Annotated in this window: 22 protein-coding genes and 2 tRNA genes; 12 read left to right on the top strand and 12 right to left on the bottom strand. The window is 45.9% G+C overall.

The window, feature by feature from the left end:
• Window positions 1-2: 2 nt before the first annotated feature.
• The 3 genes from Q5L94_RS12905 to Q5L94_RS12915 form a co-directional block, all read right to left on the bottom strand.
• A tRNA-Asn gene (locus Q5L94_RS12905) sits at window positions 3-76 on the bottom strand.
• Window positions 77-98: 22 nt separating this feature from the next.
• Window positions 99-175 (bottom strand) — tRNA-Asn (locus Q5L94_RS12910).
• Window positions 176-893: 718 nt separating this feature from the next.
• Window positions 894-2,081: a pyridoxal phosphate-dependent aminotransferase gene (locus tag Q5L94_RS12915; RefSeq protein ID WP_317498790.1), complete on the bottom strand. Its 1,188-nt coding sequence runs from the start codon at window positions 2,079-2,081 to the stop codon at window positions 894-896.
• Between the two features lie 133 nt (window positions 2,082-2,214).
• On the opposite strand from Q5L94_RS12915, the gene Q5L94_RS12920 reads away from it, so the two are divergent.
• From Q5L94_RS12920 to Q5L94_RS12935, 4 genes are all read left to right on the top strand, one after another.
• Window positions 2,215-3,573, top strand: a complete 1,359-nt coding sequence (locus Q5L94_RS12920) for an MATE family efflux transporter (protein WP_317498791.1) — start codon at window positions 2,215-2,217, stop codon at window positions 3,571-3,573.
• A complete protein-coding gene (gene uvrB, locus Q5L94_RS12925; RefSeq protein WP_317498792.1) occupies window positions 3,566-5,599 on the top strand; it encodes an excinuclease ABC subunit UvrB in 2,034 nt (677 codons plus the stop codon). The genes Q5L94_RS12920 and uvrB overlap by 8 nt, the downstream gene beginning before the upstream one ends.
• Before the next feature lie 99 nt (window positions 5,600-5,698).
• Entirely contained in the window at window positions 5,699-5,917 is a 219-nt protein-coding gene (locus tag Q5L94_RS12930) for a DUF2061 domain-containing protein (RefSeq protein ID WP_317498793.1), read from the top strand.
• On the top strand, window positions 5,847-6,353 hold the full coding sequence (locus Q5L94_RS12935; RefSeq protein ID WP_317498794.1) for a DUF2919 family protein: 507 nt from the start codon (window positions 5,847-5,849) through the stop codon (window positions 6,351-6,353). Before Q5L94_RS12930 ends, Q5L94_RS12935 begins: the two co-directional genes overlap by 71 nt.
• A 161-nt stretch (window positions 6,354-6,514) precedes the next feature.
• Here the strand turns inward: Q5L94_RS12935 and Q5L94_RS12940 are convergent, their stop codons facing one another.
• The 6 genes from Q5L94_RS12940 to Q5L94_RS12965 all read right to left on the bottom strand — a co-directional run bounded on the left by Q5L94_RS12940 (window position 6,515) and on the right by Q5L94_RS12965 (window position 10,563).
• On the bottom strand, window positions 6,515-6,892 hold the full coding sequence (locus Q5L94_RS12940) for a YchJ family protein (protein WP_317498795.1): 378 nt from the start codon (window positions 6,890-6,892) through the stop codon (window positions 6,515-6,517).
• A gap of 44 nt (window positions 6,893-6,936) precedes the next feature.
• Window positions 6,937-7,542 (bottom strand): DUF502 domain-containing protein, encoded by a 606-nt coding sequence (locus tag Q5L94_RS12945; RefSeq protein ID WP_317498796.1) that lies wholly within the window; start codon window positions 7,540-7,542, stop codon window positions 6,937-6,939.
• A 51-nt stretch (window positions 7,543-7,593) separates the two neighbouring features.
• On the bottom strand, window positions 7,594-8,307 hold the full coding sequence (locus Q5L94_RS12950) for an SIMPL domain-containing protein (RefSeq protein ID WP_317498797.1): 714 nt from the start codon (window positions 8,305-8,307) through the stop codon (window positions 7,594-7,596).
• A gap of 154 nt (window positions 8,308-8,461) precedes the next feature.
• On the bottom strand, window positions 8,462-9,079 hold the full coding sequence (locus Q5L94_RS12955; protein WP_317498798.1) for an outer membrane beta-barrel protein: 618 nt from the start codon (window positions 9,077-9,079) through the stop codon (window positions 8,462-8,464).
• A gap of 96 nt (window positions 9,080-9,175) precedes the next feature.
• Window positions 9,176-9,859 (bottom strand): DNA-3-methyladenine glycosylase I, encoded by a 684-nt coding sequence (locus Q5L94_RS12960; protein ID WP_317498799.1) that lies wholly within the window; start codon window positions 9,857-9,859, stop codon window positions 9,176-9,178.
• A 14-nt stretch (window positions 9,860-9,873) separates the two neighbouring features.
• Window positions 9,874-10,563, bottom strand: a complete 690-nt coding sequence (locus tag Q5L94_RS12965) for an aspartate/glutamate racemase family protein (RefSeq protein WP_317498800.1) — start codon at window positions 10,561-10,563, stop codon at window positions 9,874-9,876.
• Window positions 10,564-10,790: 227 nt separating this feature from the next.
• Here Q5L94_RS12965 and Q5L94_RS12970 point away from each other — a divergent pair, with 227 nt between their 5' ends.
• From Q5L94_RS12970 to Q5L94_RS12995, 6 genes are all read left to right on the top strand, one after another.
• A complete protein-coding gene (locus Q5L94_RS12970) occupies window positions 10,791-13,136 on the top strand; it encodes a TonB-dependent receptor domain-containing protein (protein ID WP_317498801.1) in 2,346 nt (781 codons plus the stop codon).
• 77 nt (window positions 13,137-13,213) lie between these two features.
• The gene (locus Q5L94_RS12975; RefSeq protein ID WP_317498802.1) at window positions 13,214-14,257 is read left to right on the top strand and encodes an alkaline phosphatase D family protein; all 1,044 of its coding nucleotides are present in this window, start codon (window positions 13,214-13,216) and stop codon (window positions 14,255-14,257) included.
• Window positions 14,258-14,279: 22 nt separating this feature from the next.
• Entirely contained in the window at window positions 14,280-14,858 is a 579-nt protein-coding gene (betI, locus tag Q5L94_RS12980; protein ID WP_317498803.1) for a transcriptional regulator BetI, read from the top strand.
• Window positions 14,859-14,887: 29 nt separating this feature from the next.
• Entirely contained in the window at window positions 14,888-16,351 is a 1,464-nt protein-coding gene (gene betB / locus Q5L94_RS12985; protein ID WP_404396930.1) for a betaine-aldehyde dehydrogenase, read from the top strand.
• On the top strand, window positions 16,351-18,045 hold the full coding sequence (gene betA, locus Q5L94_RS12990) for a choline dehydrogenase (protein ID WP_317498804.1): 1,695 nt from the start codon (window positions 16,351-16,353) through the stop codon (window positions 18,043-18,045). Before betB ends, betA begins: the two co-directional genes overlap by 1 nt.
• A complete protein-coding gene (locus Q5L94_RS12995) occupies window positions 18,039-19,238 on the top strand; it encodes a BCCT family transporter (RefSeq protein ID WP_317498805.1) in 1,200 nt (399 codons plus the stop codon). Before betA ends, Q5L94_RS12995 begins: the two co-directional genes overlap by 7 nt.
• A gap of 7 nt (window positions 19,239-19,245) precedes the next feature.
• On the opposite strand, the gene Q5L94_RS13000 is transcribed toward Q5L94_RS12995, so the two are convergent.
• Window positions 19,246-20,526 (bottom strand): acetyl-CoA hydrolase/transferase family protein, encoded by a 1,281-nt coding sequence (locus Q5L94_RS13000; protein ID WP_317498806.1) that lies wholly within the window; start codon window positions 20,524-20,526, stop codon window positions 19,246-19,248.
• A 187-nt stretch (window positions 20,527-20,713) separates the two neighbouring features.
• Here Q5L94_RS13000 and Q5L94_RS13005 point away from each other — a divergent pair, with 187 nt between their 5' ends.
• The gene (locus Q5L94_RS13005) at window positions 20,714-22,552 is read left to right on the top strand and encodes a methyl-accepting chemotaxis protein (RefSeq protein ID WP_317498807.1); all 1,839 of its coding nucleotides are present in this window, start codon (window positions 20,714-20,716) and stop codon (window positions 22,550-22,552) included.
• Window positions 22,553-22,561: 9 nt separating this feature from the next.
• Here the strand turns inward: Q5L94_RS13005 and fghA are convergent, their stop codons facing one another.
• Together fghA and Q5L94_RS13015 are read right to left on the bottom strand one after the other, a co-directional pair.
• On the bottom strand, window positions 22,562-23,398 hold the full coding sequence (fghA, locus tag Q5L94_RS13010; protein ID WP_317498808.1) for an S-formylglutathione hydrolase: 837 nt from the start codon (window positions 23,396-23,398) through the stop codon (window positions 22,562-22,564).
• 11 nt (window positions 23,399-23,409) lie between these two features.
• Complete coding sequence (locus tag Q5L94_RS13015; protein ID WP_317498809.1) at window positions 23,410-24,528, bottom strand: S-(hydroxymethyl)glutathione dehydrogenase/class III alcohol dehydrogenase; 1,119 nt, start codon at window positions 24,526-24,528, stop codon at window positions 23,410-23,412.
• Window positions 24,529-24,660: 132 nt separating this feature from the next.
• On the opposite strand from Q5L94_RS13015, the gene Q5L94_RS13020 reads away from it, so the two are divergent.
• Window positions 24,661-25,563: a LysR family transcriptional regulator gene (locus tag Q5L94_RS13020; RefSeq protein WP_317498810.1), complete on the top strand. Its 903-nt coding sequence runs from the start codon at window positions 24,661-24,663 to the stop codon at window positions 25,561-25,563.
• The last annotated feature ends 95 nt before the right edge of the window (window positions 25,564-25,658 follow it).

Consider the following 25,658-nt stretch of genomic DNA (forward strand, 5'->3'; position numbering starts at 1 on the left):
GGCTCCCCAGGTTGGATTCGAACCAACGACACATGGATTAACAGTCCACCGCTCTAACCAACTGAGCTACTGGGGAATTGAAAAAGTTGGATGTTGCTTGGCTCCCCAGGTTGGATTCGAACCAACGACACATGGATTAACAGTCCACCGCTCTAACCAACTGAGCTACTGGGGAACAACATTCAACGGCTGCGAATATTAAAGCTCATACGCAGGAGTGTCAACTATTCTACGAAGGTTTTTAAAGGAAAAAGGTCTGGTTGTCGAAAAAGTCAGCAAAATAGCGTTTTTAATCATATCAGCGCTAAAACAGGCGCCAATCGTTATTGATGACAATGTCAAGTGAGTGAAAAATATTTGGCTATAACATAAGTTCTATGTCTATAGCCGATCTCATTATCCACAGATATCTGAATGTCCCAGTAGATAACGGCTACATGATCTTATCCACGGAATCTGTGGATAACCTTGTGTCTAACTCTGTTAAGTTGTAAGAGTGGTGCGGGTTTTGAGGCATTTTCAGGTCTGGTTAAAAAATAACGCAGTAATTTAATTACTATAAAATACAATATGTTACGTTATTTTGATGAATAAACACTCATGTTGATGATTCCGTCACCAACCAATGCCTGAAGAATCAGCAACTTGTGTATTTCTTAGTGAATTTGACTAAAAAACGCGCCAAAAAATCTTTCTGAAAATAGGTTGATCGGGCTTGACTTTAATTAAATTGATCAGGATCTAATTGACTTTATTTGAGATGGGCTTTTAGTAATTTGTAATAAAACCATAAAAATAGAAAAGGGCAATATTGGCGTGATTTAAGCTGGAATGACTGTTCAATTAATAGGGTTTTGGCGCTCATTCAGGAAAATGGCGCCAAAACGTGTATTTTATAAACTTTCTGAGAAGTCTTTAATTCTCTTAACCGCTTGTTTTAATACATCCATGCTGGTCGCAAAGGACAGACGGCAATACCCATCGGTACCGAAAGCCGAGCCTGGCACTAAGGCTACGTTTGCTTCGGTGAGCAGTTTTTCGCAAAGTTCAACGTCACTGCTGACCTTAGCTTTAGCCATTAGTTCGTCAACCTGGGCGAACGCGTAGAAGGTGCCGTCACCGGGTACACAGTTAACGCCGTCGATGCTATTTAAGGCGTCTACCAGGTAGTCGTGACGCTCTTTAAATGCACTTACCATGGTATCAATGCAGCTCTGGTCACCATTTAATGCTGCCGCCGCCGCATACTGACTGATGCTGGTTGGGTTTGAAGTGCTTTGTGACTGCATTTTTTTCATGGCTGCAACAATAGGTTTAGGTCCGGCAGCATAACCGATGCGCCAGCCTGTCATTGCATAAGCTTTGGATACTCCGGTCAGAATAACGGTGCGATCTTTAAGATCCGGAGCCACCATAGGGAAGTTAGCAAAGGCGGAGTCACTCCAGAGGATATGTTCATACATATCGTCAGTGGCGATAAGTACTTTTGGATAGTCACGTAATACTTCAGCCAGAGCTTTCAGTTCGTCAGCCGTGTAGGCAGTTCCCGCTGGGTTAGACGGACTATTAATAAACATTAACCGGGTTTTATCGGTCAAGGCTTCGCGCAGTTGTTCTGGTGTGATCTTAAAGCGTTGATCAATGCCGGCTTTAACAATAACGGGCTTTGCGCCAACCAGTTTGGTCATATCCGGATAAGAAACCCAATAAGGCGCGGGAATAATGACTTCATCACCCGGGTTTAACCAGGCACTGAGCAAATTAAAAATGCTGTGTTTGCCGCCGGCAGAGACAATAATTTCTTTGCGCTCGTAGCTCAGGTTATTGTCGCGTTCCAGCTTTTTAATGACCGCATCTTTTAGCTCGTCGATGCCATCGACCGCAGTGTATTTTGTTTTACCATCGCGAATCGCCTGAATAGCTGCTTCTTTAATAAAATCCGGTGTATCAAAATCTGGCTCGCCGACGCCCAGACCAATAACATCTTTGCCTTGTTGGCGTAATTCATTGGCTTTTTGAGTAACCGCCAGAGTCGGCGATGGTTGAATCGCATTGATACGATCAGAGAGTTGATAATCCACGTTCAGATCCTGTTTTTCGCAAGGGGTGAAATGCCCATTACTATACGGATAGCAATGGCTAAAGTCTATTCTCCGTAGCCACAAAGCGCAGTCTCATGTACACTATTCGGCTATCGAACTGAGGAGGGATTGAATGGCAGCTGCCGACGCATCAAGAAGTCTTATCAGCGCGCCGGTAGGACAAAAACTCTGGGAAATGACCTGGCCGGTTATTTTCGGTGTGGCCACTCTAATTAGCTTCAATGTTGTCGATACCTTCTTTATCAGTATGCTCGGAACAGACCCTCTTGCGGCTGTCAGCTTTACCTTTCCCGTTACTTTCACCGTTATAAGCCTGGCCATAGGTTTAGGTATAGGCACTTCTGCCGTCATTGCCCGTAAATACGGCTCAGACAGGCCGGAAGAGGCTCATTTTGACGGTTTTTCTGCGCTCTCCGTATCCGCCATATTAGTTGCTGCGTTGGCACTCATTGGCTATCTGCTGATGGACCCGGTTTTCAGTTTATTGCAGGCACAGGAACGGCTAATGCCGTTGATACGGGAGTATATGACGCTCTGGTATCTGGGCTGCGTGATGTTGGTTACGCCTATGGTTGGGAATGCGGTTCTGCGAGCCGCCGGTGACACACGAACACCATCGCTTATTATGGCTTCCGGCGGCTTAGCTAACGCGATTTTTGATCCTATTTTAATTTTTGGGCTGGGGCCTATTCCTGCCATGGGGATCCAGGGCGCAGCACTGGCGAGTGTCATCTCTTGGTTCAGCGGTGTTTTTTTAGTCTTCTGGTTGTTGCGCCGGAATAAACTGGTGTCTTCAAAACCGCCGGGCGGCAGATTGTTTATTGATGCCTGGGTAAAGTCCGCCAGAGGTATTTTAAAAATAGGTATGCCGGCAGCCAGCGCCAATATGCTGACACCATTAGCTATGTCAGTGATGACTGCTATTGTCGCATCTTATGGTGCACCGGCCGTAGCAGCGTTCGGTGTCGGTTCCCGACTGGAGTCACTGGCCAGCGTCATTATACTGGCGTTGTCTATGTCACTGCCGCCATTAATTAGTCAGAATTACGGTGCAGATCGTATTGATCGGGTGAAAGAAGCCTACCGGACAGCGTTAAAAGCGGTGTTGGCCATTCAGGCGGTCATTTATTTACTGATGCTGGTAACCGCACACTGGATAGCTCAGGTATTTGCTGAAGAGCAAGCGGTTGCCGACATTGTTAAGCTCTTTATTTATATCATGCCTTTGGGTTACGGGTTGCAGGGTATTATTATACTGACCAATTCCAGCTTTAATGCTGTGCACCGGCCAATGAACGCGTTGTGGTTAAGTATCATTCGCTTATTTGTTTTATTCGTACCGCTCTCTTATTTGGGGAGTGTACTCGCTGATTTAACTGGTTTATTCATTGGCGGTGTGGTCGCTAATCTGTTTACCGCTGTTATTGCGTATTGGTGGTTTTCACGCGAGTTGAGGAGAGAACGTGGCTAAAAAATTTGAACTGGTTTCTAAATACAAGCCGGCGGGTGACCAGCCCAAAGCCATTGAGTCGCTGCTCGATAATCTGGACGCCGGTTTGGCGCATCAGGTGCTTTTGGGCGTAACAGGTTCAGGTAAAACCTTTACCATGGCGAACGTAATTGAACGCTCGCAGCGTCCTACGTTAATACTGGCACATAATAAAACCCTGGCGGCTCAGCTTTATGGTGAGATGAAAGAGTATTTCCCCAATAACGCGGTAGAATATTTTGTCTCTTACTATGACTACTATCAGCCCGAAGCTTACGTGCCGACAACCGATACGTTCATTGAGAAAGACGCCTCAATTAACGACCACATAGAGCAAATGCGTTTGTCAGCTACCAAGGCTCTGATGGAACGCCGTGACGTGGTTCTGGTTGCCTCGGTATCGGCTATTTACGGTCTGGGTGACCCTGAGTCTTACATGAAAATGATGCTGCATTTACGTCGTGGTGACATTATCGATCAACGTGATGTTCTGCGGCGTTTGGCTCAGTTGCAGTATAAGCGAAACGACGCAGCGTTCGAGCGCGGTACTTATCGGGTGCGTGGCGATGTGATTGATATATTTCCGGCCGAGTCAGAAGAAATAGCGGTGCGCCTGGAGCTGTTTGACAGCGAAGTAGATCGCATTAGCTTTTTCGAGCCTTTAACCGGACAGGTTACGGAAAAAGACGTTGCGCGCGCCACAATTTATCCGAAAACGCATTATGTCACGCCGCGAGAAGTGCTGGTCAAAGCCATTGAAAAGATAAAAGATGAGCTGAAAGATCGTCGCGATATTCTGCTTAAGCAAAATAAACTCATAGAAGAGCAGCGGATTAATCAACGGACTCAGTTTGATATTGAAATGATGCTGGAGCTTGGTTATTGCTCGGGCATTGAAAACTACTCACGTTATTTATCCGGTCGTGCACCGGGCGAGCCGCCGCCAACCTTAATGGACTATTTACCTGATGATGCACTGCTGATTATTGATGAGTCGCACGTTACTGTCTCGCAGGTTGGTGCTATGTATAAAGGTGACCGATCGCGTAAAGAAAACCTAGTGGAATACGGTTTCCGTTTACCGTCAGCGCTGGATAACCGGCCGCTTAAATTTGATGAGTTTGAGGCTATAGCGCCACAAACCCTATATGTGTCAGCGACACCCGGCAAGTATGAATTAGAGCGCAGTGGTAATGAAGTGGTTGAGCAGGTTGTCAGGCCGACAGGGTTGATTGACCCGCAGATAGAAGTGCGTCCGGTTGCCACCCAGGTGGATGATTTAATGTCTGAAATACGCTTGCGGACAGAGGTCGGCGAGCGGGTTTTAGCGACAACGTTGACCAAAAAGATGTCGGAAGATTTAGCCGATTATCTGGATGAACATGGCATAAAAGTGCGTTACTTGCACTCGGACATTGACACCGTTGAACGTATGGAAATTATCCGTGACTTGCGTCTGGGTAAGTTTGATGTGTTGGTGGGTATTAACTTGCTGCGGGAAGGTCTGGATATGCCGGAAGTATCGCTGGTCGCGATATTAGATGCCGATAAAGAAGGCTTCCTGCGTTCCGATCGCTCGTTAATTCAGACGATTGGTCGTGCCGCACGTAATGTTAACGGCCGGGCTATTTTATACGCTGACCGTATTACCGGCTCAATGCAACGCGCGATGGATGAAACTGACCGTCGCCGCGAGAAGCAAATTGCTTACAACAAAGAGCACGGTATTACCCCACAAGGGCTGAATAAAGACATCACTGACGTAATGGACTTGGGACAGGGCTCAGCCAAAGCACGTCAGAGTAAGGCTGAAAAAGCGCTGGCTGAAGTGGCCTCCGGTTACGATGCCCGCACGGTAGTGGTTAAAGACGCGAAAGCCGTTATGAAAGAAATCGATGCCAAAGAGAAAGAGATGTATAAAGCGGCGCAGAACCTTGAGTTTGAACAAGCGGGTAAACTGCGCGATGAAGTTGCTGAACTGCGCGAACAGCTTAAACGAGCGGTTTAAAAGTAAATACCCTGCAACGAACAGGGTTATCGCTTTTATCAATTAGCTGTAATAATCCTAATCGGCAATAATTAGTAAAAGTCGAAGTGGGAGATTGTTATGAAAGACGCAGTAAAAACAGCATCATTTGGTATCATGCATTTTACCATCGCCTTTGGCGTAGTCTGGTTAATGACAGGCGACGTGGTGCTTGGTGGTGCCATTGCTCTGATTGAACCTTTAGTGAATACAGTAGGTTACTATTTCCATGAAAAAATCTGGCAGCGAGGCGACAAGCGCCGGGCAGCGATTGGTAGAGAGAGCACGATACCTGGATAAAGAGGGCCGGGCGAGTATCCCGCTCTCGCTCCTGCTGGTACTTCTATTTGAAATGCGTGGTTATGTCGCCGCCATCATATCTCTGACCTTTTCTGAAGACCGAACTCGATTATTGAAACTCTTCTACACCAGTTCAGAGCAATTTGGCCTGATGCTGCTGATAGGGCTGCCTGCTTTAATTGTTTTGCTGGCAACCACCTTTGTCGGCGAAGACAAACCTAACTGGGCAAATAGATTAATGCGTTTTGCGCAACCTCTGTTACTACTTTCTTTGGTTTTTGATGCGGTACTTATTTCCTGGTTATTCATTGAACAGCATGGTGCTTTTTCATTTGGACGAGCCGCAATTATTTTTGGTTGGTTTGTTTGTGGCTGGTATTTAATAAAGTCCAGACATTGGCGCTTTTATCGACAGCATCTGATTAATATAGAATAACCATAGTAAAGGTAGTTGATTTTTAAGGTTTAATGTTCTCTCTCAGCCCGATTTTATTTCGAAGTTCGTAAAATATCTGGCTGACTTTGGGGTTGGCTACTCCAGCGTTACTCGGTTGGCCTATTACCTCATTGATAAGATAAAACTGAACAGCGACTGTCTTAACTTGTCTGGCCGGTTAAGTAATACCACTTACCGTCTTCGAAAATAAAATCAGATTCTTCTTCCATAAAAGCAATATCATCCCCGTTACGATAAAATGCGCGGAAATGCACCTGTCCTTTATTCTGATCTACGCTGGAGGAAATAACCTGCAGTTTGAGCCAGTTTGGTGAGTCGCTTAAATCGAGAAATGCGGGGCGGTAGCTGCTATGCCATGTCGCTTCTAAGTAGCCTGCTAAGCGTCCGACAAAGGCACTGTACCGTGAACGCATTAAGGCTTCAGGTGATGACGCAAGCGATTCTCCATTATGATATGGATAGCAACAATTTTGATAGGTTTTATCGAAGCCGCAAGGGCAGGGTTCAGATAGTTTCATAGCGCGAACTTTACCAGCACGCGCGCTGATTTCAACTGCAATTTTTAATCTATTTTGCCAGAGTGATTTTTGCCCAGACCACCACTTATTGTCAGCTGCAGGGCATCGGCAGGTTTCATAGTCAGTGACTCAATACAATCCGCCGGCACAATGACCATATAGCCGCCGACGTTATAACTCATGGGCAAAAATACCGCCACCTGGTCGCCTTCCATCAATTCTGACAGGCGGTCACCCTTAATACCGCTTTTCTTGGTGACAATACCAATAAGCCGCAGTTTGCTGCCAGGCAGTGTGACTAATACAACAGATTCTTCAGCGAAGTTTTTGCCTGACATCATTTCAAAGATATCGTTAATGGTACCGTAAAGACTGCGCAGCAGTGGTAGCCGGTTGATGAGCTTTCCGGGAAGTTGCCAGAGAGAGTCAATGAAATTCCAGCGGGAGCTAAAACCAATAAGCAGGGCGATACCTAAAAAGCTGATAAAGGCGAGCCCCGGAAAATATGAAGATTTCCCCAGTAAGGTTATCCATATTGGTTTAAGCCAGGTTTCGATGGTAACTAACAGCCATTGCAGTAACGCAAAGGTCACAACAATGGGCAGTAAAATGGCTAACCCTTTAAACAGATACTGCAAAGTTCGTTTCATTATCTAAAAAGCCTTTTGGCACAGAGTTAGCCGCATTGTGAAACGAATAAATCAATCGGACAAGTAATATTCTATGGTGGATACAACCCGCACATTTTTCAGGTGAGGATTGTGTCGGTCGCGAGCACTGATACTAAACTGCCCCTGACGCGCCTGTTTGATTTTTCCCAGTTGAGAGTTTGAGTCTGTAGCGAATTTTTCTGCGACTTCCCGGGCTTTTTTGGTGGCCTCTTCTATCATTTCAGGCTTTACTTCATTCAGCCGGGTAAACAAGTATTCCGGTTGCGCCTGATAATCGTCGCTGCTGAGGACAATACCTTCTTTACCCAAGTCAGCAAGGTCACCCATAACGCGGCGAACCTGCTCAACCTTATTGGAGTAGACCGTAATGGCCTGTGTGGCGGTATAACGAAATTCTGCCGGTTGAGATGAACCGTAACGTTGGGCCGATTTATCGGTAATGGAAGGCGCTGACGAGGATATTTCGTCCTGCTCAATGCCTTTTTCCCGTAAGAAGGCGATGACCTTTTTATTGGAGGTCTCCATGGTTTCATAAATTTCTGATAAGTCGTTGCTGGCTGCGGTAAATTGAATAGGCCAGATAATTGTGTCGGCGAGGTACTCGCGTTCAGACAACCCCTTGACGGTCACGCTACGCTCCATCGATTTATGCTCAAGCACGGCATTTGAGCCGATTATGCCAATAACGATAAAGCTAATGATTAGCGAGATGCCTAATATCAGAGTATTTTTGGTTGAGCTCATCAAAATCCCCAGAGTTGTTTGAAAAAATGGCTTGCGATATCGCATTGTCGTACAACTATGCACTTTTCTACTTATAGGTGACAGGCGGTAATTGATCCAGTGAAAATTTGACCCCGCTGCCGTTGAGCAGCAGGGGGAAGGACAGTTTAGCGAATTAAAATGAATAACGGACCGTAGCGCTTAGGCTATCAACATCCAGATCCTGAGTTTCTCTATGGGTTTCATAGCCAAGACCGAAAGAGACGTTTTTCGTAACGTGATAGAAAGCGGAAAGGTTAAAGCGAATAAGTTCTTCGTCAAACGCTACATAATCGAGTTTTGCGTCAACTTCAACGTTCGGAGTCAGCATAGAACGAAGTCCAATGCCGATACCCCAGGTTTTGTCAGAGCCAGACTCTGAAAGTCCAAAAGCGGAAGCCTCGCTCTCAACACGCTCAAAAGACGCCGTCGCGTATAAATCTGTCGTTTCCGTTAAGTGTTTGTACGAGCCAATACCTGCGGACAGAAAGTCGATATCTAAATCGAAACCTGAGTCATCATTGGAGACAGAGTCGAAATCTGCAAATACGAAAAGGTTATCTAAAACGACCAGATCCGGGTTAATGGCGGCCGAACCGCCGACTCTAAATCCGTCAAAAGAAAGATCACCAGCTCCATCAACGCCAACATCGGTATCGAGATAAGACGCATCAACTTTATTCCAGTTAGGGGTCTCAGCTATAACAGCGCCAGGCAAGGTCAGCATCGCCAATGCAATTACAGTTTTTCTCATAAATCGCTCCTTGGTTGAGAAAAGCGGGCAATATACCTTTAATAGCTAAGTGCTTCAATTTGTTTATATTTAACCTATCTGAAGATTGACCGACGTCTAATCGCCGACGCTGTAGGACAGGATTCGTGACAAATGACTGTAAGGCAGTTGGGTTTGTTCGTGCCAGCGGTTGAATGCGCTCTGGGCTTGTTTCAGTCCCTTTTGACTGGTGGGGGAAGCGTCTGTTAGCTTGTAGTTGGTCAACGCGGTGACAACGTCATTAGAAAGAATAAAACCATCCCAGCCAAGCTCGCGCAAAACATACTGTGGGGTAAAGCCGCCTAAGCGTGAACCGTTCTTTTTAAGATAGTGCAGCAACTCCGCTTGCTGGCTCGGTGGCCATTGAGCCAGAAACTGACCAAAACTGCCGTACTCTTCAGATACTTCCACAATCATTCGTGCGTTAGCGGGCACGGTATTTATCTTTTGCTGGTTGCGGACAATACGTTCATCTTTGGATAGTTCTTCTAAGACTTCTGGTGGCACTTGTTGCCAGTAGAGAGGTACAAAGCCTTTAAAGGCATCTTCAAAGCCCGGCCACTTCGCTTCAATAATACGCCAGACAAAACCGGCGCGGAAAATACAACGGGTGATGGTTGATAAAATGACCCGGTCATCCAGCTGTTTCAGCTCGCTTACAGGCGTTATTTTGGGCATGCGTGCGAGCACAGCGCTTTCGCCGCCTTTACGCTGGCAGGCTCTGTCAAAGAAACGGGAAAAGTCGGTTGTTATATCGGTCATTGTCTTCCTGCTTTTTAATCTAGCATCCAGTCTGCAATGGCGCGGCAATGAAGTTCGGTGGTATCGAACAGTGGCAGGGCAGAATGTTCCTGCTGAACCAGTAAACCTATTTCCGTGCATCCCAGAATTACACCTTGCGCGCCCCTTTCGGTTAACGAATCAATAATGCGAAGGTAATGCTCCCGGGCTTTCTCGGTAAACTGACCGTGACAAAGCTCTTTAAAAATGATGCTGTCGACGGTAATGCTGTCCTCTTCCTCTGGTACCAGAACCTGTACATTGTTATGTTCCAGGCGTTCTTTATAGAAAGGTTGCTGCATGGTGAAACGGGTACCAAGCAGTCCAACGTTATGGACACTATTTTGTTTGAGATGAGCGGCTACCGCATCAACAATATGCAGTAAGGGTATGTTTAAGGCAGCTTCAACCTGAGGTGCTACTCTATGCATTGTATTTGTCGCTATAACAATGCATTCGGCATCCGCGGACTCAAGTTGTCTGGCTTTAACGATAAGAGCCCGCGCCGCTGCGTCCCAGTCGCCCTGACTTTGCATTTTTTCAATAGACGCAAAGTCAACGCTGGCAAGCAGGAGCTCTGCGCTATGCAGGCCACCAAGTCGTTCATTCACTAGCTGGTTCAAACGCTTATAATAAGTACTGGTTGATTCCCAGCTCATACCACCAATAATGCCGACTGTTTTCATCAAGGCTCTCCACGACAGACTTTTAGCACATAGCCTAGCGCAGTTTGTGCGTTAAGTTAACGATGATATTAAACGGGAAAATTTAGCTTATGCTTAACTTTATTTTAATTGAACAGTTAATTAAGAAAGTTTGATTTTAATTGAACGATCAATTAACCTTAACGCCGTTGTCACATTAGACTCATATATTAAGGAACTTCACTACAACAAAAGAAATGGGAACTTTTATGAAAACTTATGTGCCTATGAAGCAAAGTTTAATTGCACTCTCTGTACTATCAGCATTATCTGCTACCTCTCTGCCAGCAATGGCGCAGGACAACCAAAATCAGAAAGCAGAAGAAAAAGAACAGATGGAAGCCATTGTCGTTACAGGCCGCAGTGTCTCATACGCCAATAACGCAGCTTCTGCTGAAATGAAAAAGCAACAAACTCCAATGACCAGCGCTCTGGCAATGGTTGATAACCTGCCTGGTGTGTTGGTTAACGAAGGTGACCCCTTTGGCTCTGATGAATGGTCAACCAGTATTTCGATTCGCGGTTTTCAATTAGATTTGGAATCTCAGCAAATTGGCATGACTGTAGACGGTATCTCTAATGGTAATTCAAATTACGGCGGTGGTACCAAAGCCAGCCGTTATATTGATACTGAAAACTTACGCGGTACTGAAGTTTCTCAAGGAACGTCAGACATCAGTTCACGTTCAAATGAGGCTCTGGGCGGCACTCTGAACTTTACAACCATTCGCCCAGCCTATGAAGAACAGTTTACTGTCAGTACAACCATTGGTGAACATAACGCACAAAAACTTTATGCGCGTTACGATACCGGCGAAATTGCAAAAGACACTTTTGCCTGGTTCTCTTTGTCGAGCCAACAAAATGATGACTATATGGACGGCTCTGCGACTAATACCCGTGATCACGCAGAAGGAAAAATTATTAGCCGTCTGGGTGATGTCGACTTAACCGGTTATTTCAGTTATGACGATGCGCAAGAATATACCTACCAGCGGGTTTCCGAACAGGACTATGAGCAAAACCCAAATTGGGACCGACTGAACGAAAACTGGACTGGTATTCCTCAAAAAGATCAGTATTGGCGCGAAGGTTGGGTTACCGAACGTGAAAATCTATTCGGTTACTTAAAAGCGGATTTCATGTTGGGCGAGGTTGATGTTAGCACCAACGTTTACTACCACGAAAATGAAGGTATCGGTAAGTGGCTACCTCCATACGTAGCAGACGTGACTGAAGACGGCGCAGGAAACTCTCATTCTGAACTTGATTCTTCCAGTACCGCTTATGGTGGTTCTGAACTGGGAAAAATTTACTTTGTGAACAGTGACGGTCAATCATTAACACCTAACCCGGGTTGTGAAAGCTCTATTGCCGGTGCAGACGCTAAAATGGACCCTGGCTGCTATGAGCAAGGCGCTATGCCGGTAAGCTCACATCGTCACACTCACTATGAAAAACAGCGCTACGGAGTCAATGCCGATTTTGTTTGGGACACGACGGTTGCTGGTATGGCGAACACTCTGCGAGGGGGGTTCTGGTACGAGGACTATCAGCGTGATGAGTACCGCGATTTCCATAAAACAATTGATGCTTCAACCAACGCTCGTCCTGAAAGTAATCCTTATTGGGTGCAGTACAGCCGAGAGTTCCCGGTTGAAACTTTAATGTACTATATTGAAGACGAACTGGATGCAGGCTTTGCCAAGTTCCGCCTTGGTGCTAAAAAATTCGATGTTGAAGTATCAAAAGAAGATCAGTTTAACCCAGAAAATAACGTCGAAGTATCTTCTGACTCAGATGCACTACTGTCAGCTGGTTTTGTAGCACCTTTGCCCGTTAGAGGTTTAGAACTTTTCGGTGGGTATGCAGAGAACTTCGCAGCTATTAAGGATTCAGTCTTAGAAGACAACGACCGCGATGTTAGCTCAATTGAACCAGAAACAGCAGATAATATTGATTTAGGTTTGCGCTATTCAACTCCCGGCTTTAACGCCAGTTTAACCTACTATGATATTACTTTTGAAAACCGTATTACCTTTATTAGTGTTGAAGACGCTGATGGTATCGATTATTTAGAAGAAGCAGCTGGAAGCTATGTTAATACGGGTGGCGTTGAGTCAAGCGGTATTGAGGCTTCACTGGATTACAACATCAGTAATAACTGGGGTGTTTACGTGTCTTACACAAAAAATGACTCCACTTATGAAGATGAAGAGTTCCGCGGTAACACCGTACTGGGAAGTGCTCAGGACATGGCGGTTGTTAGTTTTGATTACACGAAAGAAGACTTCTATGCCGGCCTTAGCACCAAGTATGTTGGTGAGCGCTATTTAGACCAGGCAAATACTCAGGAGACTGATTCTTATGTCGTGAGTGATTTCTACATTGGTAAGACACTTTACTCCGATAATGACGGCGCAATTGACAGTTTAGAGCTTAGTTTTACTATCAATAATGTCTTCGATGAAGAGTACCTTGGTACTATCGCTCCGGAAAATGGCTGGATTGGCGCGCCACGCACCGCAGCACTTAATGCCAAATTGATATTTTAAGAAACCCGGAAGGTCACATGCGGTAATTACCGCATGTGACCTTTTTATTTTAGGGCGAGAATAGGTCTTAATAAATAATGTATAAATTAATTGCACTATCTGGATTGCTACTTAGTAGCTCAGTTTTTGCTGAGGTACCCAGTCGAATTTTATTCGGCTCATGTTCGCATCAAGATAAAGAAATGCCCATATTTAAGAGTATTATTCAGGATCAACCGGAAGTTTTTGTTTTTCTTGGTGATAACGTATACGGCGATACTGAAGATATGTCTGAGCTCAAGCAGAAATATAAAAAGCTGGGCGCGAATTCTGGTTTTAAAAACTTGAAAGAACAGGCTGAGTTGATTGCTATTTGGGACGATCATGATTACGGCGCTAACGATGCGGGAAAAAATTATCCTGAAAAAGAAGCGTCCCGCCAAATCATGCTGGACTTTTGGGAAGAACCTGAAAATTCACCCAGGCGGACTCGTGAACACGGCATATATACTTCTTATACCTATGGTGAAGGAGAAGAAAGTATTCACGTTATTTTGCCCGACTTGCGCTGGAACCGAGACGACATCGCTCATGTAACCCGGTCTGAATATTCAAATGAGCGCGCTCCCAAAAATATGGGGCCATACATTCCCGATGACACTAACAGTGCGACTATGATCGGCGAAAAACAATGGGAGTGGCTAGAAAAAGAACTGCAAAAGCCAGGCAGAATAAAAGTGATTGGCTCAAGCCTTCAGCTTCTGGCAGACTTTACGGGTTGGGAGTCTTGGGCTAACTTCCCGGCAGATCGTCAACGCTTGTTTGATTTGATAAAAAAACACGAAGTAAACGGTGTTATTTTAATTAGCGGAGACACACACTGGGGTGAGGTCAGTTATTACGATGAAAATTTAGATTACCCTTTATGGGAAGTAACCTCCTCCGGTCTAACCCAGGAATGGAAAAATGTCAGCCCGAATAAGCACCGAGTTGGTCAGCCAATAAGTACCGTAAACTATGGCGCGCTAGATGTGGACTGGGAGAAACAAGACCCCGTCATAACATTAGGGCTCTACGACGAAACGGGCGATGTAGTCAATGAACATCGTTTTAGGCTCTCAACGTTGGAACCTTACGACTAAACTTAAACTATGTGAGAAAGCTATGCCGAAAGTAGGAATGGAATCGATGCGTCGTCAACAACTTATCGATGCCACAATCAATGTCGTTGCTGATGTTGGTTTAAAAGGAGCGACAATTAATTTAATAGCACGTCGCGCTGGAATGTCGTCAGGTATTATCAGTCATTATTTTGGTGGTAAGCAGGCATTAATAGAAGCTTCGGTTCGGTATTTGCTTTCTCAGTTAAAAATGGAGAATTCGCCGGATAATCCTTATGACCGGCTGATGAAAATAGTGGATTTAAACTTTTCCGATGTACAACAGGCTGATCCCAGCACAAAAACATGGCTAAGTTTTTGGGGACAGTCAATGCATGATACGGATCTCTATCGGCTACAGGAGCTGAACAAGCGTCGGCTCGTTAGTAATTTACGTTATAGCTATAAACAATTACTGGATACTGAAAGCGCAAAGGAAGCCGCCGAAGTTACAGCCGCATTAATTGATGGATTCTGGTTGCGCTGTGCCTTGAGCAGGGCCAACTCGGAAAAGTTCAGATTGGCAAAGAAGTACTGTAAAAAATATATTAATGGCGTGCTTGAACAGCATGGTGTTAATTGAAATAAGCCTAAATTATTAAGGAGCTACCATTGTCTTCAACATTACTTAAAAACTTCATTCATGGCCGCTATGTCGACGACAGTGGCAATAACTGCTTCGATGTAATTAATCCGGCTACAGGAAAGGCTATTTATGCGGTTGAATCTGCTGGCGAGTCTCTGCTTGAAGATGCACTTTCAAGCGCCCAAAAAGGTTTTGAAGTTTGGTCCAAAACGCCTGCTATTGAGCGCGCCCGCGTGTTGCAGCGAGCGGCTGCTATTTTGCGAGAGCGCAATGACGAACTGGCAGAACTCGAGGTTTTGGACACAGGTAAACCATGGCAGGAAGCGGTAGAAGTAGACGTTCAGACAGGCTCTGACGCGATTGAATATTTTGGGAACTTGTGTCCGTCCATGATGGGTGAACAGCAAAGTGTCGGCAACGACTTTTTTTACACTCGGCATGAACCATTGGGCGTCTGTTTTGGTATCGGCGCCTGGAACTACCCGTTACAGATAGCCTGCTGGAAAGCTGCGGCAGCTCTTGCTGCAGGTAACAGTATGATTTTCAAGCCTTCCGAGGAAACTCCACGTGGCGCAGCTATGCTGGCGGAAATCTTTATCGAGGCTGGTGTACCGGAGGGCGTATTCAATGTTGTGCATGGCGACGGTGTGGTTGGCAATTACCTGGTTCAGCACCCCGCAATTGCAAAAGTATCATTAACTGGGGAAGTCGGTACTGGCAAGAAAGTGATGGCTGCTGCAGCGGGCACACTGAAAAGTGTCACTATGGAGCTGGGCGGCAAGTCTCCTCTTATTGTTTTTGATGATGCTGATATTGATGAAGCCGTTACAGGTGCCATGATGGGAAACTTCTACACTCAGGGAGAAGTTTGTACCAACGGAACACGAGTATTCGTCCATAAAAACTGCTATGAAACTTTCATGGAACGCCTGCTAGAGCGCACGAAAAATAATATCGTGGTCGGTGACCCGATGGATCCGAACACGAATGTTGGTGCTCTTATTTCCGAAAGCCACTTGCATAAAGTGATGTCATATATTGACTCTGGCAAAGAAGAAGGCGCCACTTTGGCATTTGGCGGAGAGCGCCAGACACCCAAAGGTTGTGAAGGTGGGTATTTTGTTGAGCCGACAATATTTACAGGCTGTACAGACGATATGCGCATCGCGAAAGAAGAAATTTTTGGCCCGGTAATGTCCGTAATGACATTTGAAACTGAAGAAGAAGTAATTCAGCGAGCTAATAATACAGACTATGGCCTGGCGGCAGGAATTTTCTCTCAAAATCTACGTCGCGCTCACCGTGTTATAGCGCAATTGGAAGCCGGTATTTGCTGGATAAATGCCTACGCCAATTCCCCGGTAGAGATGCCTGTGGGTGGTTATAAGCAGTCTGGTATTGGCCGTGAAAACGGTGTTGAAGCACTTAAATCCTATACTCAGACTAAGTCTATTTATGTTGGTATGGATAAACTTGAAGGTCCTTTCTAATGGCAGCGAATGAAACCTTTGATTATATCATTGTGGGCGCTGGATCGGCGGGATGCGTACTGGCAAACCGTCTAACAGAAGACTCTGAAGTTTCAGTTCTATTGCTTGAAACCGGGGGCTCGGATAAAAGTATTTTTATTCAAATGCCGACAGCGCTCTCTATTCCAATGAATACAAAAAAGTACGCCTGGCAATTTCACACAGAGCCAGAACCATTCTTAAATAATCGTGAGATGCACTGTCCGCGCGGCAAGGTGCTGGGTGGATCTTCTTCGATAAACGGTATGGTATATGTTAGAGGGCACGCCCGCGATTTTGATGAGTGGCAAGATCTCGGCGCTGAGGGCTGGGACTACCAACATTGCCTACCTTATTTTAAGAAAGCTGAAGACTGGGCTTTTAACGCTGATGATTATCGCTCCAAAGGGGGACCTTTAGCGGTCAATAACGGCAATAATATGCACAACCCTCTTTATGGAGCTTTTGTGGAAGCCGGAATAGATGCTGGTTACATGGAAACCAGCGATTATAACGGTTTTCAGCAAGAAGGCTTTGGTGCAATGCACATGACCGTGAAAAAAGGTGTCAGGTGGTCGACCGCTAATGCGTATTTAAAGCCAGCAATGCAACGATCAAATCTGACAGTAAAAACTGGCGTCCAGGTCAGTAAAGTTTTGCTAGAGGACAAACGGGCTATTGGTGTTGAGCTCTATGAAAAAAATGATCCTATACGTTTTTTCGCCGGTAAAGAGGTACTTTTAAGTGCCGGTTCCATTGGTTCTCCGCATATTTTGCAGCTTTCAGGTATTGGCAATCGTGAAACTTTATCGGCGGCAGGAATTGAAACACGCCACCACTTGCCCGGAGTTGGCGAAAACTTACAGGATCATCTGGAGTTTTATTTTCAGTACGAGTGCAAGAAACCCCTGACTCTGAATAGTAAATTAGGTCCCTTGAGCAAGTTAGCTATTGGCGTGCGCTGGCTTCTATTTAAAACTGGGCTGGGTGCAACCAATCACTTTGAATCCTGCGGTTTTATCCGTTCAAAAGAAGGGGTTGAGTGGCCTGATCTCCAGTATCATTTTCTACCGGCCGCGATTCGTTACGATGGAAAATCTGCATTTGATGGTCACGGTTTCCAGCTTCATATTGGTCATAACAAACCCAAAAGTAGAGGCTGGGTCAAAGTGAAAAGCTCTGATCCTTTCACTCCACCCAGAATACGGTTTAACTATTTGCAGCATCAAGAGGACATAGAAGCTTTTCGAGCTTGTGTGCGCTTGTCGAGGGAAATCATCGCGCAGCCCGCAATGGATGAATACCGGGGTGAAGAAATTCAGCCGGGCAGAAGCGTCGCAACTGACGAGCAAATAGACCATTTTGTCCGTGATGCAGTTGAGAGCGCCTACCATCCGTGTGGAACCTGTCGCATGGGAAGCGCTGACGATAATATGGCCGTTATTGATCCTCAAATGCGTGTCCGTGGACTTGATAAACTGAGAGTGATTGATTCATCCGTATTCCCCACTATTCCAAACGGTAACTTAAATGCCCCTACTATCATGGTTGCGGAGCGAGCAGCCGATTTAATAAAGCAAAAGGAAATGCCTGCAGCGGACGTTGATGTCTACATCGCAGCCGATTGGAAGCAAAGCCAGAGACAAGGCGAAGGCAAACGGAGAACTTCATGTTAACCTTAGTCAGTGTCGGAATGCTGTTTTTTATGGCGATGGTCGTTTATATTTTAGTGCGCTGGGGGCGCCTTAAACTGAATGGGCGTTACCCCGTTTCAACACTGACCTTCATTGCTATTTTATTCACGTCGGGGCTTGATGTTGGATTAATCATGTTTCCGCTGACTGAGTTTCCTTCCTACGCAGACACTGCCAAAAACACGGAGTATGCCTTTGCCAATCCATTAGCGATAGAGTTTGGATTTTGGGGGTTTCTGATATGGGCGATTTACTTTGTTACGTGTTTCTACTTTTGTGCGATTGAACCTAAAGTTAAGTTTTTTGAAATTACTTGGGTAAAGTGGATTAATAATATTGTTATTATTGGCACCTGCGCTTTTACAGCGCACTTACTATTTGCCAATTTAAGCTGGTATTTACCCAGTATTTCCGTCGGTGAAGGCTTTCCCTGGTCATACGCCCTGATTGTTGGTGGAACAATTTTATTCGCCGTTTATTCCAGTACCGAAATTAAGTTTGTGAAAATTCTCAGCTTGTCTTCGGGAGGACTCTTTTTCGCTCTTATTATAGGGCTTGGCAGTGTTGCGCTTATGTCCGATAAAGTTACGGCCCCTGATTACTTTAATACGCTGCCGTTACTGACGGATTACTTCGAGCACCTGCATCGCTTCGTACTGCCAATTAATGATTATCATGCATTTTATCTATTCTGGTGGTTTGCATGGAGTATTATGATTGGCCAGTTCACTTCACGGTTTGTTGGTAATATGCGTACGGTTTCGCTATTTGCCGCAATGTTAATCTGGCCTTCGTTATCTATTGGGCTATGGTTCAGTGTTTTATATTTATTTCATCTGAAAGGCCTGGATACGTCGGGACTGATAAACCTAGTGATGGTTTTTGTCGGGATAGTGTTTGTAATCAATTCCCTGGACTCACTCATCAGGCTTTACTCTGACAACCTGAACTTAACCGTTAAACGCTTTGGTAAACAAAAGTATCTGGCCCTACATGCTTTTTTAATGATGTCGCTGACCGTTTTGTTCAGTGTTCAGTTCATTAAAATTCAATGGGTTGGCGCCCTGGTTATAGTCATTGGTTTATGTTGCTTTACCTACATTGCGCTTGGTAAGCAACAGCACCCATTGCCTAAAACAAAAGCTCTGGTGCGGTTGCCAACCAAAAAGAAGTAGTTAAATTTCAGGTTACATTAAGACCCCAGTTCTCGTAAGCAGCTTTAGCCAGTTCTTCACGAAATTTGGGGTCTGCAATTTCAATTAGCTCCCGAGCACGCTCGCACATACTCTTTGCACGTAAGTTGGCAACGCCATGCTCGGTTACAATGTAATGAACATGAGCTCGGGTTGTCACCACGCCAGAACCCGGTGTCAGGAGAGAACTAATTCTGGAAACGCTTCCGCCACAAGCCGTTGACGGTAGCGCAATAACTGAGCGACCCCCTTCGGACAAGCTGGCTCCACGGACGAAATCCATTTGTCCTCCAACGCCGGAATAAATGCGTGTGCCAATTGAGTCGGCGCAAACCTGACCGCTTAAATCCACCTGCAGTGCACTATTAATAGACATAACCTGTTTGTTCTGACGAATAACCGAGGTGTCGTTGGTGTATTCAACATCGAGGAAAAACACTTCCGGGTTGTCATCCACAAAGTCATATAATGCCTGAGAGCCCATAGCAAAGGTAGTGACAATGCGGCCACGATGCTTACGCTTACGGCTGTTATTAATAACGCCGCGCTCAACCAGAGGCAGCACACCATCCGAGAACATTTCAGTATGAATACCTAAATCTTTATGGTGATGAAGACAAGCCAGAGTCGCATCGGGTATCGCTCCAATGCCCATCTGCAAACAGTCACCGTCGTTAATGAGTCCGGCAACTTGCTCACCAATTTTTTGGGTAACCGGGTTCTGTTCCGGTTGTTTATGTTCAGGGAGCGGGGCGGCTTCTTCAAAATAACGATCAAAGCGTTTAAGTGGAACAAGCGCATCGCCATGAGTGCGCGGCATATTGGGATTTATCCAGGCTATAACCTTCTTTGCAACTTGCAGGGCGGCTCGGGTTGCTTCTACCGAAATGCCTAAACTGCAGTTACCGTGTTTATCTGGCGGCGACACCTGAATAATGGCTGCGTCAAGCGGTTGTTCTCCTGAACGAAATAGCTTTGGAATTTCAGACAGAAAAATGGGAACGTAGTCGGCCAGCCCTTGATTAACAGCCTGGCGGGTTGATGCTCCGACAAAAAAAGCTCGTTGCCTAAGGTGCCCACGTAATTCAGGGGCACCCAACGATTCGCTGTATTCTGTATGCAATTGCAATAGTGTTAAGTTTACACGCTGTTTAGCTACTTCCTTTAACCCCTCTAATAATTTATAGGGAGTGGCAGCCATCGACTGACACCAAATAACATCTCCGTCGTCTAGAACTGATAACGCTTGTATTGCCGAGTTAACTTTCATTACTGCATCCTGTTTTTATCTTGGTGCGATTATAACTGTTTCTGAAATAAGGGTATTTACCTAGTAAGTGATACCTCTTATTTTGATATAGCGTGTCACTTCACTAAAGTTGTTAACAAAATAGATCATTGCAGAATATTTGCTCAATGACTACTATTTCGCCAGTTTCTAAATATGGGTTCACGTTATGTCAATTCGCAATAAACTTCTCTCTGTCGGGGCGGTAACAACGGCTGCTTTTATTATATTACTAATGCTGATGATGTTCTTTCAGTCTCAGGTTAGTCAGCTGCACCGTGCCAGTGAATTGCGGGAATCTGTACATAACGGTTTATTACAAGTGCGTCGTGCCGAAAAAGATTTCCTGCTTCGAATGGATGAAAGTGATGCCGATAAGCTAAAGCAAGAAATTCGCATAACAACGGACAGGCTGGAGCAGCTCAACGAATTAGTCGCTGAGGAAGGTTCGACTCAACTTATTAACGAACTTAGTGGGTTGGTGTCACAGTACGAGAAAAAATTTAGTCGTTTGGTTAGAGCCTTTCAGCAACGAGGGCTGGATGAAAACAGTGGAGCCTATGGCGCCCTGAGAACGGCAACGCATGAGCTGGAAGAAGCTATTGATACCGCCGGGCGAACCGAATTGCTGGTAACTCTGCTGCAGATACGCCGTAGCGAAAAAGACTTTATGCTGCGTTTTGACGACAAGTATTTGGGACGAGTTAACAATTTACTTGATGAGCTGAAAGCTGAACTATCGGCATCGCCGAATCTGGCTTCCAAAGTTGACGCTTATCGTCGTGACTTTGGCCGTTACGCCAGTTTGTCGAAAGAAATTGGTTTGGACGAAGAGTCCGGTATTAAAGGTGAAGTGCGAACGATAGCCAGTAATATGGAAAGTTCGTTAGCTGAGTTGGATGAGAACCTTAACTCCTCTCTTCAGTCACGTCAGGCAACTATGAAGTGGGTTCCTATTGTGGTCTTTGCAGCAATTGCATTTATCGTCGTTGCTATGCTGTTCTGGGTTATTCGCTCAATTAATCAGCCGTTGACTCAGTTACGCGAAGACATGAAAAAAGTGCAAGGTAGCAATGACTTAACTCTGGTATCAGAAAAGTTCCGTAGTGACGAGCTGGGTGATTTAGTCGATAGCTTTAATGAGCTTTTGAGATATTTCCGTAACGTTATTAAGCAGATTAATGAGTCAGTAGAGACGGTTAATGGGTTAACTGAGCAAGTGTCAGATACCGTCACTCACACTTCGCAAAATCTTGATACGCAATCGCATGAAGTTGACCAGGTTGCAGCCGCTATTAATGAAATGGGCAGTACGGCGCATACTATTGCCAATGATGCGGAAGACACCGCCGAGCAGGTGAACAGTTTGTCCGACCAGGCTAAGCACGGTAGTACTTCGGTACAGGCTGGTGTTGAAAAGGTTCGTTATCTTGCGGAGCGTTTAAACAGCAGCGTGAGCGAAGCGAATACCTTGGCGGAACGCAGTGCGTCAATTACGCAAATAGTGACGGTTATAAATGGCATTGCAGAGCAAACTAATTTACTGGCATTGAACGCAGCTATCGAGGCTGCACGGGCCGGTGAGCAGGGACGAGGCTTCGCTGTTGTTGCTGATGAAGTCCGGACACTGGCTTCTCGTACTCAGCAATCTATTGGTGAAATAGAGTCCATTACCAGTCAGTTAAATCAACAGACGCAGATCATTGTCAGCACATTGCAGGAATGCAATGAACTGGGTGAAGAGAGTGCTCAACATTCGTCGGAGTCCGATGAGTTATTTAATCGTATTCATATGGAGCTTTTAAAAATTAACGACCGTTCGGCGTCTATCGCAACGGCAGTTGAAGAACAGTCAGCTGTGGTGGATGAGACTGCGAGAAATATTACCCGCGTGCGGGATGCTGGTGTAGAAGCCGCGAATGATGCGCAGTCAAATGCTGACGCAGTTGCTCAGGTTCGTAAACAAACAGAGCAACTGCGCCAGGCGGTTATTAAATTCACCGTATGAGGTGAATTATCATGCCGTTAAGTACTTCGCATGGAAGCGAAGCTGGGCTTCTATAAACGAGGATATAAAGTAGTAGCTGTGATCGTAACCGTCGTGCAGGTGAACGGTGCCACCACCCTCTACTTCAGCAATGGCTTCTTTCAGGTTTTCCGGTTTCATCTGCTCCTCTAAAAAGCCATCAGCTAAGCCTTGATCTACCCGAATTGGCAATGCCTGACCCTTCGATTTAATAATCTCAACAGCGTCGTACTGCTGCCACTGCTCGCGGTCATCGCCTAAATAAGCACTAAAGGCTTTTTCGCCCCAGGGGCATTGTGTCGGGTTCGTAATAGGCGAAAAGGCAGAGATACTGCTGTAGCGGTCGCTGTTACGCAAGCCAATAACCAAAGCACCATGGCCGCCCATGGAATGACCCGCAATAGCGCGCTTATCGTTAATTGGCAGTTCCGCTTCGACCAGCTCAGGAAGCTCCTTAACGATGTAGTCATACATCTGATAATGGTTTTTCCATGGCTCCTGAGTGGCGTTGACGTAAAAGCCAGCGCCTAAGCCTAAGTCGTAAGCCCCGTCCGGGTCATCAGCTACGTTATCTCCACGCGGGCTGGTATCCGGGACAATTAAGGCAATACCGAGTTCCGTGGCTACCCGTTGCGCACCGGCTTTGGTGGAAAAGTTTTCGTCGGTGCAGGTTAAGCCCGATAAAAAGTAAACCGCCGGAACTTTTGCTTTTTCTGCGCGTAGTGGTAAAAAGACACTGAACTTCATAGCGCAGTTCAGCACTTCCGAGTCATGTTCAAAGCGTAACTGTCGTCCGCCAAAACAGCGGGTTTCGCTAACTTGTTTCATTACAGACTCCATTAATAATGAATAACTGAACGAATCGACTTACCTTCGTGCATTAAGTCGAACGCTTCGTTAATCTCTTCTAACGGCATGGTATGAGTGATAAAAGTGTCTAAATCAAATTTACCATCCATGTATTGTTTTACGTAGTCAGGCAGTTCGGTACGACCTTTAACGCCACCAAAGGCACTACCACGCCATACACGGCCGGTAACCAGCTGGAAAGGGCGGGTAGAGATTTCTTCACCGGCACCGGCCACACCAATAATGACAGATTCGCCCCAGCCTTTGTGGCAGCACTCTAACGCGGCGCGCATAACGTCAACGTTACCAATGCATTCAAACGAGAAGTCGACACCACCGTCAGTCATATCGACAATAACTTCCTGAATAGGTTTGTCGTGTTTAGTTGGGTTCACAAAGTCAGTTGCGCCTAATTCTTTGGCGATCGTTTGCTTGTCGTCATTCACATCAATGGCAATAATGCGCGAGGCTTTGGCCTGTACAGCGCCAATAATAACGGCCAGGCCAATGCCACCTAAGCCAAATACAGCAACGGTATCGCCTTCCTGGACGTTGGCGGTGTTTTTAACCGCGCCCATGCCGGTGGTAACGCCACAGCCCAGCAGACACACTTTTTCTAAAGGAGCGTCTTTTGGAATTTTAGCCAGTGAAATTTCTGGTAATACTGTGTATTCAGAAAAGGTTGACGTGCCCATGTAGTGATAAATGGTCTCGCCGTCTTTTGAAAAGCGACTGGTACCGTCCGGCATTAAGCCCTTGCCCTGAGTGGCACGAACGGCCTGACACAGGTTAGTTTTACCTGAGGTGCAGAATTTACATTCACCACATTCCGCGGTGTACAGAGGAATAACGTGATCACCCACTTCAACTGAGGTGACACCTTCGCCGACAGATTCAACAATGCCGCCACCCTCGTGACCTAAAACAGAAGGGAAAATACCTTCAGGATCTTTACCGGAAAGTGTGTAAGCATCGGTATGGCAAACACCCGTTGCTATAATGCGAACCCGCACTTCGCCTTTTTTTGGCGGTGCAACATCGATAGTTTCTTCTTTCAGTGGTTCGCCCGGGCCCCAGGCAACCATGGCGCGTGACTTAATAGTTTCCATAATAATTCCTTATAATGTTTGATTCGTAGTCTAATTACGTAAAAGCGTAGCGTAAGTTTAACTTTTTCTCATTAGCAGGTAATCTACTGTTTTTACAAATTACCTTTTCATAAATGAAATAATAGGTGCGGTATGAAACCTTGGCAGGGAATTAGTGAATTTGCGGCAGTGGCTGAGCAACAGAGTTTTACTGCAGCAGCCCGGCAACTCAGGTTATCTGTGGCACAGGTAAGCCGAAATATTGCAGCGCTTGAGCACCGGCTGCAGATGCAACTACTGTATCGCTCAACCCGAAGTGTCAGTTTAACGGAAGAAGGGAAACTTTACTTACCTCATTGTCAGCATTTGGTCGCCAGCTTAAGAGACGCTGATCAGGCCATTCAACAGCGAACACAGCAGCCGCAGGGCCTCATTCGCATTACCGCGCCGGTTTATTATGGTGAGCGTTTTATCGCACCTTTATTGAATGACTTTTTACATATTTACCCCGAGTGCCGCCTGGACTTTCAGTTAACCAACGAGCAGGTCGATTTAATAGAGGGCAGCTATGATGTTGCCATTAGACTAGGGCAGTTGGGGAACCCCCGGTTACGTGCCCGTAAACTTGGCTCGCGCCGACATTTCGTCGTGGGCTCTCCTGCTTATTTTGCAGAGTTTGGTCGCCCGCAAGATATAAACGCACTGGATGCGCACCGCTGTTTTACCGGAACGGTCAGACAATGGCGTTTTCAGGTTGAGGATAAACTGGAAACGGTTCGTCCGGAATCCTACCTGCATTGCAACAATGGTCTGGCGCTTCGTGACGCCGCTATAAAAGGGCTGGGGTTGGCTATGCTGCCGGACTATTATGTAATGGACTCACTAACTAACGGACAGCTAGAAGAAGTACTAGCGGACTACCGGCAACCCGATGATGGTATATGGGCGTTGTACCCGGAAAATCGTCAGGTAATTCCTAAAGTACGAGTGTTGCTGGACTATTTATTAGGGAATTTATCAGGGAATTCATCAGAAAATTTAATGCTGGAGAAATAGAGGACTGAGAGAGTAAAAAAGTGGTGGTTGCTACTGGGCTTGAACCAGTGACCCTCGCCTTGTAAGGGCGATGCTCTCCCAACTGAGCTAAGCAA

The organism is Idiomarina sp. Sol25 (assembly GCF_033052775.1).
GTDB lineage: Bacteria > Pseudomonadota > Gammaproteobacteria > Enterobacterales > Alteromonadaceae > Idiomarina.

What these genes read in the sequence shown, in the direction of transcription:
- Q5L94_RS12955 (WP_317498798.1), bottom strand. Translation starts at nt 9,079, where the DNA reads ATGAGAAAAACTGTAATTGCATTGGCGATGCTGACCTTGCCTGGCGCT.
- Q5L94_RS12965 (WP_317498800.1), bottom strand. Translation starts at nt 10,563, where the DNA reads ATGAAAACAGTCGGCATTATTGGTGGTATGAGCTGGGAATCAACCAGT.
- betI (WP_317498803.1), top strand. Translation starts at nt 14,280, where the DNA reads ATGCCGAAAGTAGGAATGGAATCGATGCGTCGTCAACAACTTATCGAT.
- Q5L94_RS13005 (WP_317498807.1), top strand. Translation starts at nt 20,714, where the DNA reads ATGTCAATTCGCAATAAACTTCTCTCTGTCGGGGCGGTAACAACGGCT.
- Q5L94_RS12960 (WP_317498799.1), bottom strand. Translation starts at nt 9,859, where the DNA reads ATGACCGATATAACAACCGACTTTTCCCGTTTCTTTGACAGAGCCTGC.
- Q5L94_RS13015 (WP_317498809.1), bottom strand. Translation starts at nt 24,528, where the DNA reads ATGGAAACTATTAAGTCACGCGCCATGGTTGCCTGGGGCCCGGGCGAA.
- Q5L94_RS13020 (WP_317498810.1), top strand. Translation starts at nt 24,661, where the DNA reads ATGAAACCTTGGCAGGGAATTAGTGAATTTGCGGCAGTGGCTGAGCAA.
- Q5L94_RS12970 (WP_317498801.1), top strand. Translation starts at nt 10,791, where the DNA reads ATGAAAACTTATGTGCCTATGAAGCAAAGTTTAATTGCACTCTCTGTA.
- Q5L94_RS13000 (WP_317498806.1), bottom strand. Translation starts at nt 20,526, where the DNA reads ATGAAAGTTAACTCGGCAATACAAGCGTTATCAGTTCTAGACGACGGA.
- Q5L94_RS12950 (WP_317498797.1), bottom strand. Translation starts at nt 8,307, where the DNA reads ATGAGCTCAACCAAAAATACTCTGATATTAGGCATCTCGCTAATCATT.
- Q5L94_RS12940 (WP_317498795.1), bottom strand. Translation starts at nt 6,892, where the DNA reads ATGAAACTATCTGAACCCTGCCCTTGCGGCTTCGATAAAACCTATCAA.
- Q5L94_RS12975 (WP_317498802.1), top strand. Translation starts at nt 13,214, where the DNA reads ATGTATAAATTAATTGCACTATCTGGATTGCTACTTAGTAGCTCAGTT.
- Q5L94_RS12920 (WP_317498791.1), top strand. Translation starts at nt 2,215, where the DNA reads ATGGCAGCTGCCGACGCATCAAGAAGTCTTATCAGCGCGCCGGTAGGA.
- Q5L94_RS12935 (WP_317498794.1), top strand. Translation starts at nt 5,847, where the DNA reads ATGAAAAAATCTGGCAGCGAGGCGACAAGCGCCGGGCAGCGATTGGTA.
- Q5L94_RS12945 (WP_317498796.1), bottom strand. Translation starts at nt 7,542, where the DNA reads ATGAAACGAACTTTGCAGTATCTGTTTAAAGGGTTAGCCATTTTACTG.
- fghA (WP_317498808.1), bottom strand. Translation starts at nt 23,398, where the DNA reads ATGAAACAAGTTAGCGAAACCCGCTGTTTTGGCGGACGACAGTTACGC.
- Q5L94_RS12995 (WP_317498805.1), top strand. Translation starts at nt 18,039, where the DNA reads ATGTTAACCTTAGTCAGTGTCGGAATGCTGTTTTTTATGGCGATGGTC.
- betA (WP_317498804.1), top strand. Translation starts at nt 16,351, where the DNA reads ATGGCAGCGAATGAAACCTTTGATTATATCATTGTGGGCGCTGGATCG.
- Q5L94_RS12930 (WP_317498793.1), top strand. Translation starts at nt 5,699, where the DNA reads ATGAAAGACGCAGTAAAAACAGCATCATTTGGTATCATGCATTTTACC.